A 16,134-nucleotide genomic window follows, 5' to 3' on the forward strand; every position below is an offset into this window, starting at 1 on the left:
TCCTGTCAATCAAAGCATCGGCGAAGGGCCAATGCGGCATTCGTGGTGGCGGATAGATAACGAGGCTGCGCGGTGAGGTCAAAGGGGCTGCCCCCGGACCCCACCCCGCGATGGATCAGTACAGTCCGCCGCCGCCCAGATCGCCAAGGTCCGCAGGCGGTGTGGGAACAGCGACCGGGGCCCCGCCCCCGTTATTTATGGTCACGCTGGGCGCGGGCTCGATCCGGTCCGGCAGATCGGACAGGTCGTAGGCCGTCATTCCGATCGTCGCGGCGGCTGCACCGATGGAGGGGGCCTGCCCCTCAACGAACAGCTCGTAAACCGCATTTTCCGAATTCGGATCGGTGATCCGCTGACCCGTCGTTCGGTCGATCAGCACGAATTCCGTGCCCTCTGGCGGTTGGAATTTGCCCGGGCTGGCCGGACGCAGACGCAGATATTCCTCCATGAACTGACCGAAGACCGGGGCGCATAGACCACCCCCGGTGCCGCCGCGCCCAAGGCTGCGTGGATTGTCGAAGCCGATATAGCAGCCCGCGACGATGTTCGGGGTAAAGCCCACGAACCACGCATCCTTGCTGTCATTGGTCGTTCCGGTCTTGCCCGCCAGGGGCACCGGCAGATAGCTCAGAGAGCGGGCGGTGCCGCGATCCACTACGCCTTCGAGCATCGAGATCAGGCGGAAGGCCGTGACCCGGCTCATCGTGCGTTCGGCGGTGGAATAAAGGTACGGCTCCGGCTGATCGTTATACTCGGTCTGGTCGCATCCGATGCAGCCGCGCTGATCGTGGCGATAGATCGTATTGCCGCGACGATCCTGAATCCGGTCCACCAGGGTCGGCTCCACCCGCTGCCCGCCATTGGCGAACATCGAATAGGCGGAGATCAGGCGGAACAGAGTGGTTTCCTGCGCCCCCAGACTGATCGGCAGATATTCCTGCATGTCGTCATAGATGCCGAAACTCTCGGCATAATCGGCCACCACGTCCATTCCGATCGTGTCCGCGATGCGCACCGTCATCAGGTTCAGCGATCGCTCAAGCCCGACCCGCATCAGGGTCGGACCGTTGAACGTGCCCTCCCCGGAATAGTTTTTTGGTTTCCAGGGCGCTTGCCCCGGAATGTCGAGAACGAACGGAGCATCCAGAATGATCGAGTTCGGCGTGTATCCCTGATCGAGTGCGGCGGCATAGACGAATGGCTTGAACGCCGAACCCGGCTGCCGGGTCGCCTGTGTCGCCCGGTTGAAGCTGGAGGCGTCGTAGGAGAAGCCGCCCTGAAGCGCCAGCGTGCGTCCCGTGCGGTGATCCATCACCATGAAGCCGCCCTGAACCTCCGGCACCTGGCGCAGGTTCCAGTTCGTGAAGGTGCCCGCCTCGTCCCGGCCCGGTGTCACCAGGATGATGTCGCCCACCTCGAACAGATCCGAGGGCGCGCTGGGCGCAGCCCCCACGCGGGTGCCCGAAAGACGCGGACGCGCCCATTGAAAATCGCTGACATATAGCGTCTGCGCCGACACGTCATCAGGCAAATCGGAGGGGGGATCCTCCACACCGATAAGCGCGCCCTGCGCGTCCATGTCCAGCACGACGGCCATGTGGAAGTCGGGTACGTCGCGCACACCGCGCGTGCGGCGCAAAGCCTCACGCCATGCGGCCTCATCCGTCAGATCGACCTCATCGGGGTCGAGCGCACCCAGCGGGCCGCGATAGCCGCCCCGCTCCATATCGTAGGCGATCAATGCGGTGCGCAAAGCTTCAGCGGCTGCGGCCTGAAGCTCAGGCTCGATGGTGGCGCGAATGGTCAGGCCGCCGGTCAGAACCCGTTCGGAGCCAAGCTGCTGCGACACGCGACGGCGGATTTCCTCGGTGAAGTAGTCGCGACCGGGCAAATGCTGGGTCAGCGGAATGTAATCGCCATTCTGGACCGACAGCAGTGGCGCGTTCTGGGCCTGCGTCACCTGCTCCGGCGTCAGATAGCCGTTCTCCCCCATTTCGCGCAGCGTATTATTGCGCCAGAAGGTCGCGATTTCCGCATCGTTCACCGGATGGCGGTCGGACGGAGCCTTGGGCAAGGCGGCCAGATATGCGGCCTCCTGCGGGGTCAGCTCCTCCAACGTCTTGCCGAAATAGTTGTTGGCCGCAGCCACGATGCCGTAGCTGTTCTGACCCAGATAGATCTCGTTCAGATAGAGTTCGAGGATCTGATCCTTGGTCAGCACCCGTTCCAGCCGGGTTGCCAGGATAACCTCACGAATCTTGCGCTCTATCTCACGCTCACCATCCAGCAGGAAGTTCTTCACCACTTGCTGCGTAATGGTCGAGGCCCCGCGCAAGCGGCCCCCCTGCGCCGCGTCCAGCACGGCGGAGATGATGCCCCGCACGTCGAAACCCGGGTGAGAGTAGAAGGTCCGATCCTCGGCGGAAATGAACGCCTGAATCACCAGCGGCGGCACCTCGTCGATAGGCACGAACACCCGGCGTTCGCGCAGGAATTCGTCGATCAGCGCGCCTTCCTGACTGTAGACGCGCGTCAGGGTCGTCGGTTCGTACTGGGCCAGTTCCTCAGGGTCGGGCAAACCGGCGGAATAGGACCAGACCACAGCACCCACGATCAGAACGCCGAAGACGAGACCGATGACCAACGCGCTGAAAATCCAGCCGAAAAAACGCAAAATATAGATCATACCCTGATCCTCGATCCCTTACCTGCAGCGCGGTTCGGATGCCCGCGCGGCCCACTCGTCGTCTCATAGCACTCGATTCCGGGAAAGTCAGGGCCGATCGTTCAGTCCCCGTTCGCGCCTGCGACACGTGCCGGGGCGGGCCGGACCTGCGCCGACAATACCCCGTCCCGCTCCACCCAATCATCGAGTGCCGCCAGGATACCCTGCGCGGCATGGGCCCGCCAGCGGGGTGAGATCATGTTTGCGCGATCCGTCGCATCCGACAGAAAACCCAGCTCGATCAGCATGGAGGGAATGTCCGGCGCCTTGAGCACGCGAAACCCGGCGGAGCGGTGCGGGTTGGAGCGGATAACCCCGACAGCGTGGCGCATCGCCTCGACCGTGGCGCGGGCCAGCATGGCGGACCTCGCGTTCGTCTCACGCTGGGCCATGTCGGTCAGAAGCAGGGCCAGATCGTCATCCTCCACCCCCAGATCGACCCCGCCCAGCGTGTCGGCGCGGTTCTCCAACTCCGCCAGGGCGGCGGCCTCGGCGGAACTGGCACCCTCGGACAGCGTATATATAGCCGAGCCGGAGGCATTGCCCCGTGTGACCGTATTGGCGTGAAGTGAGATGAACACCGCCGCGCCGGATTCACGCGCAAAGCGAACGCGGTCGCGCAGCGTTACGAACACATCGGTATCGCGGGTCATGCGCACGTCGAACCTGCCGCTGTCCTGCAAAACGGCGCGCAATTCCCGACCGAAGGCCAGCGCGATATCCTTTTCAGCAATGTCCAGGCGCACCGCACCGGGATCAATGCCACCATGCCCCGGATCCAGCACCACCAGCGGCAGCGCGGTCGCACCCCGCGTCGGCGTATCGTGGGGGGACCTGGAAAGCCGCGATCCAGCGGCGAAGGTCAGGATCAGCCGCGCCGCGCCGCCCGAATTGGTCATAGACGCAGTTTGCAACGTCAACATGCGCTGCGCCTCCAGCGAGATGACAGCGCCCTCCTGTGCACCTGACAGATTATAGCGGTTGATGACGGTGTCGGGATGAAATGCCGGCTGGCTGTGAGGGTCCGCACCGTTCAGGGTGACGGCAACCCGCCCGTCCTGCGGGGTGGACACGCGAAAGGGAATCGCCCCATCCAATGCTATCGTTACGGTTGTGGTGCGGTTCAGCCAACCCTCCGTCTGACTGTCGATGGAGAGAACGGCCACATCGCTGAGCGCGGCCTGCCCCCACAGACAGATCGCCACGACCGCGGCAAAGCGACGTGAAACCCACATTAACATCTGCATCATATTGCCCCGAAGCCCCGCGTGGATCGCGGGCGTATTGCCCTGCAAGCTATCACCCTGCGCGGTACGCGCGCAAAAACAAATTGTACTTCCCGCCAATCTGTTCCTATATCGTGCTATGCGATTGCGGGACATCCGCCCTCGCCGAGATAGAATTCGTCGCAGAACGACACCCGCCCGCATGGACCGCTTTGTAAACGAAGCGAAGGGTTCAGGGCCCGTGGAACGCTCGCGACTGGCGCTTGCGCCGCCCCGAAGTATGCCGGACACCCGGCCACAACAGGGCCACTTCGCCAAGGCGAGGGGGCTCAGGACGTAAAAACCGCGATGAAACGCGTACAGGCAACAGCTACGATCAGATTGCACGGTGAGATTCCGCGTCTGCCCGCATGTCTGGACCGCATCGCCCTTCATACAGAAAGTGCGCCTGCGCGCCTCCCGACTGACACTCGGCGTGGCCCCAGGCGTGTTGCAGATGCTCAATGCCCAAGAAAATGCTTATCGATGCCACCCACTCAGAGGAGACACGGGTTGTCGTCGTTGATGGAAACAAGGTCGAAGAATTCGATTTTGAAAGCCTGAACAAGCGCCAGATTTCAGGCAATATCTACCTGGCCAAGATTACACGGGTCGAACCCTCGCTTCAGGCGGCGTTCGTGGATTACGGCGGGAACCGTCACGGTTTCCTGGCCTTTTCGGAAATTCATCCTGACTATTACCAGATCCCCGTTGCGGACCGTGAGGCCTTGATTGCCGAGCAGGAAGCCGAGGAAGAGGCGCGTCGCGTCGAGGAAGAGGAAGAGGCCCAGCCAAAGCCTCGCCGTGGCCGCTCGCGCAGCCGTTCACGCTCCGTCGCATCAAGGGACGGCGCCCCCACGGATGAGACGACGACCGCACCCGTCGATCTGCCCGAAACCACCGCCGAGGTCAGCGAAACCGCCGCCCCGGTCAGCGCGGATCCCGCAGACAACCCGGTTGAGGGCAGCGGCGCGGACGCCGCCATCGCCGAGGCTACGACCGACCCCACTGCCGACGTGACCGCCCCGCTGGATGCCGTCATCTCTGACGAGACGCCGGCCGCCGCCACCGATCAGGCCCTGCCTGAGGAAGCCGTGCGCGGCGATCTGGAGCAACCCATGCTGGAGGGCGACGGCCCCGATGTCAGCTCCGGGCTGGGTGAGTCTGCCGATCTGGTGGACACGCCCGAGGGGCAGACCCCGGTCAAGGGTGAGAACCCCGACACCAGCGCCGATCCGTCGGACGCGGATGCCACAGCCGATCCCGAAACCACGCTTGAGGCGGACGCCGAGGATGAGGCCGAGGAGGTGCGCGCCGAACAGCGCCGTCGCCGCCCCAAGATGCGCCGCTACAAGATTCAGGAGGTCGTCAAGGTTCGGCAGATCATGCTGATCCAGGTCGTGAAGGAGGAGCGGGGCAACAAGGGCGCCGCGTTGACCACCTACCTGTCGCTGGCCGGCCGCTATTGCGTCCTGATGCCCAACACTGCACGCGGCGGCGGCATCAGCCGCAAGATCACCAACGCCGTGGATCGCAAGAAGCTCAAGGATATCGCGGGTGAGATCGAGGTGCCCAAGGGCGCCGGTCTGATCATCCGCACCGCAGGTGCCAAGCGCACCCGGACGGAGATCAAGCGCGACTACGAATATCTGATCCGCCAGTGGCAGCAAATCCGCGACCTGACGATGAAGTCGATCGCACCGACCCCGATCTACGAGGAGGGATCGCTGATCAAGCGGTCGATCCGCGACCTGTATTCGCGCGACATCGACGAGATTTTCGTCGAGGGGGCCGAGGGCTACCGCGAGGCCAAGGAATACATGCGGATGCTGATGCCCAGCCATGCCCGCAACGTGAAGCTGTATCAGGACCCCGTCAGCCTGTTCGGCCGCTATCAGGTCGAAAGCTATCTGGGCCAGATGTTCAATCCGACCGTGCAGCTGAAATCCGGCGGCTATCTGGTAATCGGCGTGACCGAAGCTTTGATCGCGGTGGACGTGAACTCCGGCCGCTCGACGAAGGAAAACTCGATCGAGGATACCGCGCTCAAGACCAATCTGGAGGCCGCCGACGAGGTGGCCCGCCAATTGCGGTTGCGCGACCTTGCCGGTCTGATCGTCATCGACTTCATCGACATGGATGAACGGCGCAACAACTCCGCCGTTGAAAAGCGGATGAAGGACGCACTGAAACCGGACCGCGCGCGTATTCAGGTGGGGCGGATCTCGTCCTTCGGCCTGATGGAGATGTCGCGCCAGCGTCTGCGCCCCGGTATGCTGGAGGCGTCAACGCAGGCCTGCCCGCATTGCCACGGAACCGGCCTTGTCCGCTCGACCGACAGTCTGGGTCTGTCGATCATCCGCGAGCTTGAGGAAGAGGGCGTGCGCCAGCGCTGCAAGGAAATCGTGCTGACCGCGCCGGTCGATGTCGCGAACTACCTGCTGAACTCCAAGCGTGAGCATATCGCCCTGATCGAGACCCGCTATGGCATCGCCATTCAGGTCAACGGAGACGCGCATCTGATCAGCCCGGAATACAAGGTGGAGCGGTTCAAGACGGCCAGCCGCGTCGTCACCGCAGATCCGACCGCGGGTGTGATCCAGATGGACAGTCTGGATCTGGCGGAAGATTATATTGATGAGGCCGAGGAGATCGAGGAGGAAACTCCCAAGCCCGAGGTCAGTGAGGACGATCAGCCCAAAAAGAAGAAGCGCCGTCGGCGGCGGCGGGGCGGTCGTGGTCGCGACAATGAGAACGATACGGAAAATGGTACTGATGAGGAGGATTCCTCCAACGACGCATCCGACGCGCAGGACAAATCCGCATCCGGCAAGGATGATGGCGAGGAGGCGAAGCCTTCGCGGTCGCGGTCGCGGTCCCGCACACGCAGCCGCAAATCGGCCGAACCCAAGGAAGACAAGGAAGACAAGGAAGACAAGGATGCTTCCGCCACGACCGAGGAGCCGAAGGAGGAGGTAGAGGCCGCCGAAAAGCCCGCCAAACCCGCCCCCAAACCGCGTGCGTCGCGTGCTCGGAAAAAGCCTGCGGAACCCGAAGCGGTCGAAACCACCCCGGTGGCGGAGGTTGCAACCACCGAAGAGGTCGCGCCAGCGATCAGCGAACAGCCGCCCGTTGATGCAGTCGTTGCGCAGGATACTCCTGCAGCGGCAACCGATGCCATTCCCGACGCTCAACCCACAGACGACACCGGCCCGGCGCCGGAGGTAATGCCGGACATGGCAACACCGGAAGAGGTCGCAACCTCCCCGGAGGAGCCGAAGCCCGCAGAACTGCCTGATGCAGCGGCGGAGGACGGCCCGAAGGAAGGCGATTCTAAGGAAGACGAGGATCAGCCGAAACGACGCGGCTGGTGGGCACGCACCATCGGCAGTTGATCGAACAGCCCCCCGATCGCCTGGGAAACAGGCGATCGGGGGACTTGCAGATGAGCGCCTTTACCAAAATGCGGACACAAAAAATGCGAGTAGGTTTCCCTACCCGCATTCCTTAGTTCAATCGCTGGGCTGTATCAGTCCCAGAAGCCCTCATCCACGTCGGGAAGTTGCTCGAGCTGCTCTTCGCTCAGACGCGTCACATAGGCGTAGGATTTGTCATCCACGGCGACCAAGCTGACGTCGGAGATCGAGATCATGACATGCTTGTCACCGATGTCGAGGAAGCCACCCACTTCAGCAACGATGCCGATCATCTGACCGTCACGGGACAGCACGATATCTTCGATTTCACCGATGTCGTTCCAGTCGGTGTCAACGTCATCGTAGACATTCGCTGAATCCCACTCGGAATAACCTTCGGAGACGGAATAGACCTCACCACCGGTGATGTCGCGCGAACGGATCAAATCGCCCTGACGCTCGCTCAGGTCCATGCTGCCCATTGCGGTGTGTGCTTCGGCGTGTGCGGCGGTCGCGCCCAGACCAAATGCGAGGGCGGCGGCGGAAACGGATGTGATAATGCGGTTCATAAAAAACTCCTTATTCAGCTTATTGCTGCATTACCAACGATGCGAACAAACCAACGTTCCATAATCGAGCATTTTTCTTTCCATCCCCCCGGGGCCTATCGCCGGATGGATCGGTCACTCCTTCTGCGCGCTATCCGACAGCGACGCCATGAAGCGGGCGATGCGAACAGCGCCCTCGGCGATTGCGGCGCTGGGTCCAGCATAGGAGAATCGGACGGTTTCGTGCCCCCGGACAGGGTCGAAATCCAATCCCGGCGTCGCGGCGACGCCCTCCTCCGCCAGCAGGCGCGCGGTGAAGCTCCGGCTGTCCAGCCCGGTATGGGCAATATTGGCGTAGATATAGAACGCGCCGTCAGGCGGCGCGATGTCACGCAGGCCGGCCTTGGGCAAGGCATCGAGCAGAACCGCGCGGTTGCGGGCATAAACCTTGGCGTTCTCGTCCAGCTCCTGCCCGGCATCCATCGCGTGCAGGGCGGCGATCTGGCTGGCATGGGGCGGGCAGATGAACAGGTTCTGGGCAAGACGTTCGAGCACACGCACATGACTGTCAGGCACGACCATCCAGCCGATGCGCCACCCCGTCATGGAGAAGTACTTGGAAAAGGAGTTGATGACGAAAACGTCGTCGGTCAGTTCCAGCGCGGTGACGGCGCGGCCTTCGTATTCGATACCGTGATAGATCTCGTCCGAGATCAGCGCCACGTCCGCCGCTTCGCAAGCCTGCACCAGTGCACCCAGCGCGGCGCGATCCAGCATGGAGCCGGTGGGGTTCGCGGGGCTGGCCACCAACAAACCGTCCAGATCGGGGGTGATGTCCGCCACCGTCGGCTGAAACCGATTGGCCACGGTCCCCTCGATGCGCACGGCCTGCAAATCCAGCGCGCCCAGAATGTTGCGATAGCTGGGATAGCCGGGATCCGCGATGCCAACCCGCTGCCCCGCATCGAACAGCGACAGAAAGCTGAGGATGAACCCTGCCGACGATCCCGAGGTCACCACGATCCGCGAGGGTGCCACGTCCACGCCGTAAACCTCACCGTAATGACGTGCGATCCGTTCGCGCAGCGCGGGCAGGCCGAGGGCAACCGTATAGCCCAGGGGCCCGGCCTCCATGGCGCGGTTCAGACCGTCGCGGGCCAGTTTGGGTGCCGGAGTGCCGGGCTGACCGACCTCCATGTGGATCACGTCCTGGCCGGTCGCCTCCGCTGCGCGGGCGGCCTCCATCACGTCCATCACAATGAAACTATCGACGGCGCTTCTTCTTGATGTCCGCATCGGTGGCCCCTACCCTTTTTCATGAATGGCCCGCCGGTTGTCGCGGGCGCGGACGGGGGCGTCAAGCCTTCGACCGCAAGGGGGGAGTATGTTTTCAAGACGTATATTGTTGACCGTCGCGGCAATGGTGATCGCGACAGTACCGGTAAACGCCCAGGGTCTGATCCGCGATGCGCAGATCGAGCGGACGCTGGACAGCATGGTCGCGCCGCTGGTCAGCGCGGCGGGTCTGCCGCCCGGCAGCGTGGAGATCTATATCGTCGATAACCGCGAAATGAACGCGTTCGTCATACCGGGCGGGCGCATGTTCATCCATTCGGGGCTGATCCAACGGTTGGAGCGTCCCGATATGCTGCAAGCGGTCATGGCGCACGAAATCGGGCATGTGGTGTCAGGGCATATCGCGCAACGCTCGGTCGAGGCGGAGCTGAACTCACGTGCCTCGCTGGCCGGTATTCTGCTTGGCGTCCTGGCCGGTGCCGCCGGAACGCCCGAGGCGGGCATCTTCATCGCGCGGGGCGCGGCGGGGGCGGCTGTCTCAGGCATGCTGGCCTATTCGCGGGATCAGGAATCGAGTGCGGATCAAAGCTCGATCCGCTTGCTGGAAAGGGCGGGAATCGATCCAACGGCGGCTCTGGACACTCAGAACCTGTTTCGCGGGCAGGAATTGCTGTCCTCGGCGCGAATCGATCCCTATGCGCGATCCCACCCGCTTAGCTCCGACCGCTTGGATTTGATGCGACGCAGCGCGGAAAACTCCCCGATGCGCGGGGCGCGCGTGTCGCCGGCGTTGCAGGATGAATATGACAGGATGCGGGCCAAGTTCGACGGGTTCACATTGTCGCCCCGCACCGCGCTGGACCGGGTCGAGGGCCGCACGGACATGGCGGCGCGCATCCAGCGGGCGGTCGCCCTGCACCGCCTGCCCGCCCCCGCCGCAGCAATAGATGAGATAGACGCGGCCATCGCGATTGAGCCGCGAAACCCTTGGCTGCATGAGTTGAAGGGGCAGTTCCTGATCGAGAACGGCGATGCGCAGGCCGCGATTGGCCCGTATCGACAGGCCGTCGCCCTGGCACCCGATGCGGCCCTGCTGCGCGCGGGTCTGGGTCAGGCGCTGCTCTCGCTCAACACCGATGCCGCGAACCGCGAGGCGTTGCAACTGCTGTCGCAGGCCCGCGAAACTGTGGTCGGCACCCCCGTTTCACTGCGTGCCCTGGCGGAGGCATATGCCCGCACCGGCGATCAACCTCGCGCGGCGCTCTACACTGCGGAACGCTACGCGCTGGGCGGGGCGGTCACGGATGCGCTGCGCTTCGCCAGAATTGCCCGCGACGGGTTGCCCAACGGCTCCCCCGGCTGGATAAGGGCCACGGAATTGATGAGCACACTCGAACGAATTCAGGAGCGCAGAGGCGAATGACCGGAACCAACTGGATGACGGGCGCGATCGGCGTCGTGGCTATCGCCGCCCTTGGGCTAGGTCTATACGGCTTGCGCGATACCGATACGCCTGCCCCCGCCGCCCCGGTGGAGGGAGCGTCCGATCCTGTAAGCGACCTCGACCGCGAGATCCTTCAGGCGGAGATGCGCCGCTATTTGCTGGAAAACCCCGAAATCATCATGGAACTGGTCAGCGTACTGGAATCGCGCCAGACCGCCGATGCACAGGCGGTGGAGCAGCAGATGCTGCGTGAGAACGCGGATCAACTGCTCGACGATGGCTATTCGTTCGTTGGTGGCAATCCCGAAGGCGATGTCACCTTGGTCGAATTCCTCGACTATCAGTGCAGCTTTTGCAAACGCGCCCACCCCGAGGTCGCCAGCCTGCTGGCGCAGGACGGCAATATCCGCCTGATCGTCAAGGAGTTCCCGATTCTGGGACCGGTCAGCGAAACGGCGTCACGCGCGGCGATGGCGGTGCTTCTCGAACAGGGACCCGACCTTTACGAAACCTTCAACGACGCGATGATGATGTTTCCCGGGCGTCTGGACGATGCGATGATCGACCGGCTGGCCGAACGCTCCGGCGTGGATGTCGCGGCGATGCGCGCGCGGATGGACGATTCCGACATCACGCGCCAGATCGCGCAGAACAAGCAGTTGGCCGAACAGTTGCAGATCACCGGCACACCCACCTTCGTTCTGGGCGATACGATGATCCGTGGCTACCTGCCGGCGGAGCAGATGGCCGATGCGGTACGCTTGACCCGCAGCGCGATGCGTTGAACGCTCTTTCACGCTACGTCACTTAGACGTATAGATCATTTAGGAATGAGCACGATCCACAAATGCACCCCACCTGCGGGTCGGGCAAAAAGATGCGAGGATGCATGGGCACGAAACATGACGCGGACACCGCCTTCATCAAGGCACTGGCAGATCTTCTGAAGGACAGCGATCTGACCGAAATCGAAGTTTCCCGCCGGTTCGGTGAGGATGACAAGCTGGAGGTCCGCGTTTCGCGTCAGACCATCCAGCAGGTCATGACCAGCCAGCCCGCCGCGCCGGTTGCGCACAGCCCCGCACCGCAGGCGGCCAGCGCCCCGGCGGCAGCGGCGGAGCCTGCTTCGAACGATCCGGTCGATCATCCGGGGGCCGTAAACTCCCCCATGGTGGGCACGGTTTATCTGCAGGCGGAACCGGGCGCGCCCGCGTTCATCTCCGTCGGGGATACCGTGTCCGAGGGGCAGACCCTGCTGATCATCGAGGCGATGAAGACCATGAACCAGATCCCTTCTCCGCGTGCGGGAAAGGTGACACGGATCGTCGTGGGCGATTCGGAGCCTGTGGAATTCGGCGCTCCCCTCGTCGTGATCGAGTGAGGCCAGCATGTTCAAGAAGGTCCTGATCGCCAACCGGGGTGAGATCGCCCTGCGTATTCACCGCGCGTGCAAGGAGATGGGCATTCAGACCGTCGCCGTGCACTCCACCGCTGACAGCGACGCGATGCATGTGCGCATGGCCGATGAAAGCGTCTGCATCGGTCCGCCGCCGGGTGGGCAAAGCTATCTGTCGATCCCCAACATCATCAGCGCGTGTGAGATTACGGGCGCGGATGCGGTGCATCCCGGATATGGCTTCCTCAGCGAAAACGCCAATTTCTCGCAGATCGTGCACGACCACGGCATCACCTTTATCGGCCCCTCGGCCGAGCATATCAACGTGATGGGTGACAAGATCGCGGCCAAGGACACGATGAAGCGGCTTGGCGTGCCCTGCGTTCCCGGCTCCGACGGTGGTGTGGACACTGTTGAGGACGCGCGGCGCATCGCGGCGGACATGGGCTATCCCGTCATCATCAAGGCAGCCTCTGGCGGAGGCGGTCGCGGCATGAAGGTCGCCACATCAGCCGAGAATATCGACGTCGCCTTCCAATCCGCCCGGTCCGAGGCGAAGGCCGCCTTCGGTGACGATGTCGTCTACATGGAGAAATACCTGCAACTGCCCCGCCATATCGAGATTCAGGTCTTCGGTGACGGCAAAGGCAATGCGGTCCATCTGGGGGAGCGGGACTGCTCGCTGCAACGCCGCCACCAGAAGGTGTTCGAGGAGGCCCCCTCGCCCGTCATCACGGCGGAACAGCGCGCGCGCATCGGCAAGACCTGCGCGGACGCGGTCGCGGCAATCGACTATATCGGCGCGGGAACCATCGAGTTTCTGTATGAAAACGGTGAGTTCTACTTCATCGAAATGAACACCCGCCTGCAAGTCGAGCATCCCGTGACGGAGGCTGTCTATAACGTCGATCTGGTGCAGGAACAGATTCGCGTTGCAGCGGGCCTGCCGATGAGCTTCACCCAGGATGAGCTCAAGCCACTGGGCCATGCCATCGAATGCCGGATCAACGCGGAGAAACTGCCTGCCTTCCGCCCCTCGCCCGGCACGATCAAGACCTTTCATGCACCTGGCGGGCTGGGCGTTCGGATGGACAGTGCGATCTATGCCGGCTACCGGATTCCGCCCTATTACGACAGCCTGATCGGCAAGCTGATCGTTCACGGGCGCAATCGGGATGAGGCGCTCGCGCGGCTTCACCGTGCGTTGAGCGAGTTCGTGGTCGAGGGGATCGACACCACCCTGCCCCTGTTCGACCATCTGCTGGCGGCCCGGGATGTGCAGACCGGCGATTACGACATCCACTGGCTCGAAAAATGGCTTGAGGCGGAATTCGATACCTGATGCATCAGGATGATATGGAAATCACGCCCGCGCTGTTGCTGAATGCGTATGCTGCGGGCGTTTTTCCCATGGCGGAACATCGGGATGGGCAGACCCGCTGGGTCGATCCGCATCGGCGGGGGATCATCCCCCTCGACGGATTGCACGTTTCGCGATCGCTGCGAAAACGGATCCGTCAGGGCGGGTTCGAGGTGCGCGTCGATACCGCCTTCGACACCGTGGTCGATGCCTGTGCCAGCCGGTCCGAGACTTGGATCAACGATGAGATTCGCGGACTCTACACCGAATTGCACGACATGCGGCAGGCCCACTCCATCGAATTCTGGCATGAGGGTCGTCTGACCGGGGGGCTGTACGGCGTGCGCCTGGGAGCCGCGTTCTTTGGCGAAAGCATGTTCAGCACACAGACCGATGCATCGAAGATCGCGCTGGTCTGGCTGGTGGCGCGCCTGCGGGCGGGCGAATTTCACCTGCTCGACACGCAATTCGTCACGGACCATCTGTTGAGCATGGGGGGCGTCGAAATCGGTCGCAGTGCCTATCGTCGGCGTCTGGCCTATGCGACGCACCGCATCGCGGACTGGAATGCCCTGCCCGAGGACCTGTCCCCGCAGCATGTACTGGACATCGCCACCGGCTCAACCGTCGTCAGGTAACGTTTCCTCATCAAGAGGTTCGGGCGCCAGATCTTCGACAGGTTCGGAACCGGCGGTGTTCTCCGGCATCGCATCAATGCAATCGGTGACCCAGATATCGTAGCGCGGATGATCCATCGCGTTGAGCGCCGGGCTGGACGCGATCATCCAGCCGGCAAAGCGGGGGTCTTCCTCACGCGCGTCCTGAATTTCGACGAATGCGTAGGCGTCCTGCGTCTCACCCTCCGCCGGGATGCGGCATGCGTCCAGCAGAATGGACAGACGCTCATAAGTGACCGTCTCCCCCGCCATGACGGGGATGTCCACGGCACGACCTGTCATCTTGTCCAGACCGCGCAGCATCGCGCCGGCCTGCAATCGGGAGGTGACCGGGCCACGCTCCGGCACGCCACCGACGCCGCCGAAATCGCGCTGGAGATCTTCGAGAATTCCCTGCTCCACCTGTGCGGACGCGGCGGTCGCACTCAGCAAGATTGCAATCAGGATTTTACGCATGAAAACCGTATCCTTACATAATCCGCCGTCCAGTTACCCCGTCCGTCGCACAGGGCCGGGGCCAGCAGGTCCGTCACACGATCCAGGAAAGCCGCCCGATCTCCCTCAACCTTCCCCAGAACCGGGACGGCCAGGGTTTCGATCCAGGCGCGCATTCCTGCCGCAACCGGGGTCGGGCGCGGGATCAGCTCGCATGTCTGAACGTCAAAGCCACCCTGCCGCAACAGGTCGCTATATTCCGCGGCGGAGGGGAAATACCAGATATCCTTCAGGTCAGCCGCGACCCCGGCTTCGGCCAATGTCGCGATAAGGGCGGTGCGGATCGCGGCGACGTTGCCCATGCCGCCGAACTCCCCCACGAAACGCCCGCCCGGTTTCAAGGCGCGGGCGACTCCCGCGATCACGTCGGCAGGGCGCACCATCCAGTGCAGGGCGGCATTGCTGAAAACGGCGTCGAACGCAGCGTCAAAATCCAGCGCATGTCCATCGACGACTTGCGCATCCAATCCCAGCGCACGCGCGGCGGCGACCATATCCGGGGAACCATCGACGCCGAGCACATCCGCCCCGGCATCACGTAGCTTGACCGTCAGCGCACCGTCACCGCATCCCAGATCGAGAATCCGTTCGCCCGGCATCGGCGCCAGCAATTGCACGACAGGCATTCCAAGGTCGGAGACGAACCGCGCGTTCGAATCGTAGTCGCGGGCCGACCAATCACTCACTTGCACCGGTTCCGAAGCTGATGAGCAGGTCGAGCAGGCTGACCGATCCTTGCGTGTTGAGGATTTCATCCCCCGGTTCTAGCATGAATTCCGAACCGCCGGGGGTGAGCGAGACATAGTTGCCGCCCAGCAGGCCGTCGGCGGAAATCTTCGCGTCCGAATCCTCGGGCACCTGAACGTCGCTGCGCAATGCCAGTGTGGTGACCGCCTGATAGGTCTGCGGGTCGAGTGCCATGCTCGACACCGTGCCGATCTTTACGCCGGACATGCGCACATCGGTTCCCGTACCGATACCCGAGGCGGACCGGAACGCCGCGTCGAGTGTATAGGTGTCACCCCCGGCACGCATATCCGTCGTCTGCGCCGCATAGGCGAGGAAGCCGCCCGCAGTGACCAGCACGACTGCGCCGATGATCGTTTCCGCTAGATTACTGGCCATTTTATTCCGGGCTCCATGCCTCGTAATCGCCGCGTGCGAGCGGGCGGGTTTCCGGCGTCAGGATCGAGCCGGGGGGGTGGTAGGCAAGGGCGCTGCCGGTCAGGTTCGGCAGATGCGGCTTTTCCCAAACCTTGCGGATCAGCGGCGCCTCGGACGGGGTTTCATCCCATGTGTGATGCAGCCACCCGTGCCATTCGGGCGATACGCGCGTCGCCTCCACATCACCCTTGTAGATCACCCAGCGGCGCTTTCCGCCGTCCTTTTGGTAATAGACATTGCCGTCGGCATCCTCTCCGACCTTCTCACCGAACCGGGCGGTGAAGATCTGGGTGCCGATGGTGGACCCATGATACCAGGTCAAAAGGCGCAGGATGAAGTTCATGGTGT

Annotated in this window: 14 protein-coding genes; 6 read left to right on the plus strand and 8 right to left on the minus strand. The window is 63.1% G+C overall.

All coding sequences use genetic code 11. From position 1 onward, the window contains the following. Positions 1-115: 115 nt before the first annotated feature. Positions 116-2,686 carry a penicillin-binding protein 1A gene (locus G8E03_RS11890; RefSeq protein ID WP_166192138.1) on the minus strand — a complete coding sequence of 857 codons (2,571 nt, stop codon included), beginning with the start codon at positions 2,684-2,686 and terminating at the stop codon, positions 116-118. Between the two features lie 101 nt (positions 2,687-2,787). Further along, positions 2,788-3,972, minus strand: coding sequence for an N-acetylmuramoyl-L-alanine amidase family protein (locus G8E03_RS11895; protein WP_166192141.1), 1,185 nt, complete (start codon positions 3,970-3,972; stop codon positions 2,788-2,790). A 482-nt stretch (positions 3,973-4,454) separates the two neighbouring features. Here G8E03_RS11895 and G8E03_RS11900 point away from each other — a divergent pair, with 482 nt between their 5' ends. Then, on the plus strand, positions 4,455-7,385 hold the full coding sequence (locus tag G8E03_RS11900) for an Rne/Rng family ribonuclease (RefSeq protein ID WP_166192144.1): 2,931 nt from the start codon (positions 4,455-4,457) through the stop codon (positions 7,383-7,385). 134 nt (positions 7,386-7,519) lie between these two features. Here the strand turns inward: G8E03_RS11900 and G8E03_RS11905 are convergent, their stop codons facing one another. Together G8E03_RS11905 and G8E03_RS11910 are read right to left on the minus strand one after the other, a co-directional pair. Next, positions 7,520-7,975, minus strand: a complete 456-nt coding sequence (locus G8E03_RS11905; RefSeq protein WP_166192146.1) for a PRC-barrel domain-containing protein — start codon at positions 7,973-7,975, stop codon at positions 7,520-7,522. A 114-nt stretch (positions 7,976-8,089) separates the two neighbouring features. Further along, positions 8,090-9,250, minus strand: a complete 1,161-nt coding sequence (locus G8E03_RS11910) for a pyridoxal phosphate-dependent aminotransferase (protein ID WP_166192149.1) — start codon at positions 9,248-9,250, stop codon at positions 8,090-8,092. An 88-nt stretch (positions 9,251-9,338) separates the two neighbouring features. On the opposite strand from G8E03_RS11910, the gene G8E03_RS11915 reads away from it, so the two are divergent. The 5 genes from G8E03_RS11915 (at position 9,339) to aat (ending at position 14,088) form a co-directional block, all read left to right on the plus strand. Then, positions 9,339-10,673: a M48 family metalloprotease gene (locus tag G8E03_RS11915; RefSeq protein WP_166192152.1), complete on the plus strand. Its 1,335-nt coding sequence runs from the start codon at positions 9,339-9,341 to the stop codon at positions 10,671-10,673. Further along, positions 10,670-11,479 (plus strand): DsbA family protein, encoded by an 810-nt coding sequence (locus G8E03_RS11920; protein ID WP_240910339.1) that lies wholly within the window; start codon positions 10,670-10,672, stop codon positions 11,477-11,479. Before G8E03_RS11915 ends, G8E03_RS11920 begins: the two co-directional genes overlap by 4 nt. 104 nt (positions 11,480-11,583) lie before the next feature. Further along, positions 11,584-12,075 carry an acetyl-CoA carboxylase biotin carboxyl carrier protein gene (gene accB / locus G8E03_RS11925; RefSeq protein ID WP_166192155.1) on the plus strand — a complete coding sequence of 164 codons (492 nt, stop codon included), beginning with the start codon at positions 11,584-11,586 and terminating at the stop codon, positions 12,073-12,075. A gap of 7 nt (positions 12,076-12,082) precedes the next feature. Further along, the gene (gene accC, locus G8E03_RS11930) at positions 12,083-13,432 is read left to right on the plus strand and encodes an acetyl-CoA carboxylase biotin carboxylase subunit (RefSeq protein WP_166192158.1); all 1,350 of its coding nucleotides are present in this window, start codon (positions 12,083-12,085) and stop codon (positions 13,430-13,432) included. Next, the gene (gene aat / locus G8E03_RS11935; protein ID WP_430693150.1) at positions 13,432-14,088 is read left to right on the plus strand and encodes a leucyl/phenylalanyl-tRNA--protein transferase; all 657 of its coding nucleotides are present in this window, start codon (positions 13,432-13,434) and stop codon (positions 14,086-14,088) included. The genes accC and aat overlap by 1 nt, the downstream gene beginning before the upstream one ends. Here the strand turns inward: aat and G8E03_RS11940 are convergent. Genes G8E03_RS11940 through G8E03_RS11955 form a run of 4 tightly spaced genes read right to left on the minus strand, consistent with a single transcriptional unit; the run spans position 14,071 to position 16,129 of the window. Then, the gene (locus G8E03_RS11940; RefSeq protein WP_166192161.1) at positions 14,071-14,583 is read right to left on the minus strand and encodes a DUF2155 domain-containing protein; all 513 of its coding nucleotides are present in this window, start codon (positions 14,581-14,583) and stop codon (positions 14,071-14,073) included. The genes aat and G8E03_RS11940 overlap by 18 nt on opposite strands. Continuing rightward, complete coding sequence (locus tag G8E03_RS11945) at positions 14,568-15,308, minus strand: class I SAM-dependent methyltransferase (RefSeq protein ID WP_205793097.1); 741 nt, start codon at positions 15,306-15,308, stop codon at positions 14,568-14,570. The genes G8E03_RS11940 and G8E03_RS11945 overlap by 16 nt, the downstream gene beginning before the upstream one ends. Continuing rightward, the gene (mlaD, locus tag G8E03_RS11950) at positions 15,301-15,747 is read right to left on the minus strand and encodes an outer membrane lipid asymmetry maintenance protein MlaD (protein ID WP_166192167.1); all 447 of its coding nucleotides are present in this window, start codon (positions 15,745-15,747) and stop codon (positions 15,301-15,303) included. The genes G8E03_RS11945 and mlaD overlap by 8 nt, the downstream gene beginning before the upstream one ends. 1 nt (position 15,748) lies before the next feature. Next, entirely contained in the window at positions 15,749-16,129 is a 381-nt protein-coding gene (locus G8E03_RS11955; RefSeq protein ID WP_166192170.1) for an NADH:ubiquinone oxidoreductase subunit NDUFA12, read from the minus strand. Positions 16,130-16,134 lie beyond the last annotated feature (5 nt).

The sequence above is a fragment of the Pontivivens nitratireducens genome (assembly GCF_011290545.1).
Lineage (GTDB): Bacteria > Pseudomonadota > Alphaproteobacteria > Rhodobacterales > Rhodobacteraceae > Pontivivens > Pontivivens nitratireducens.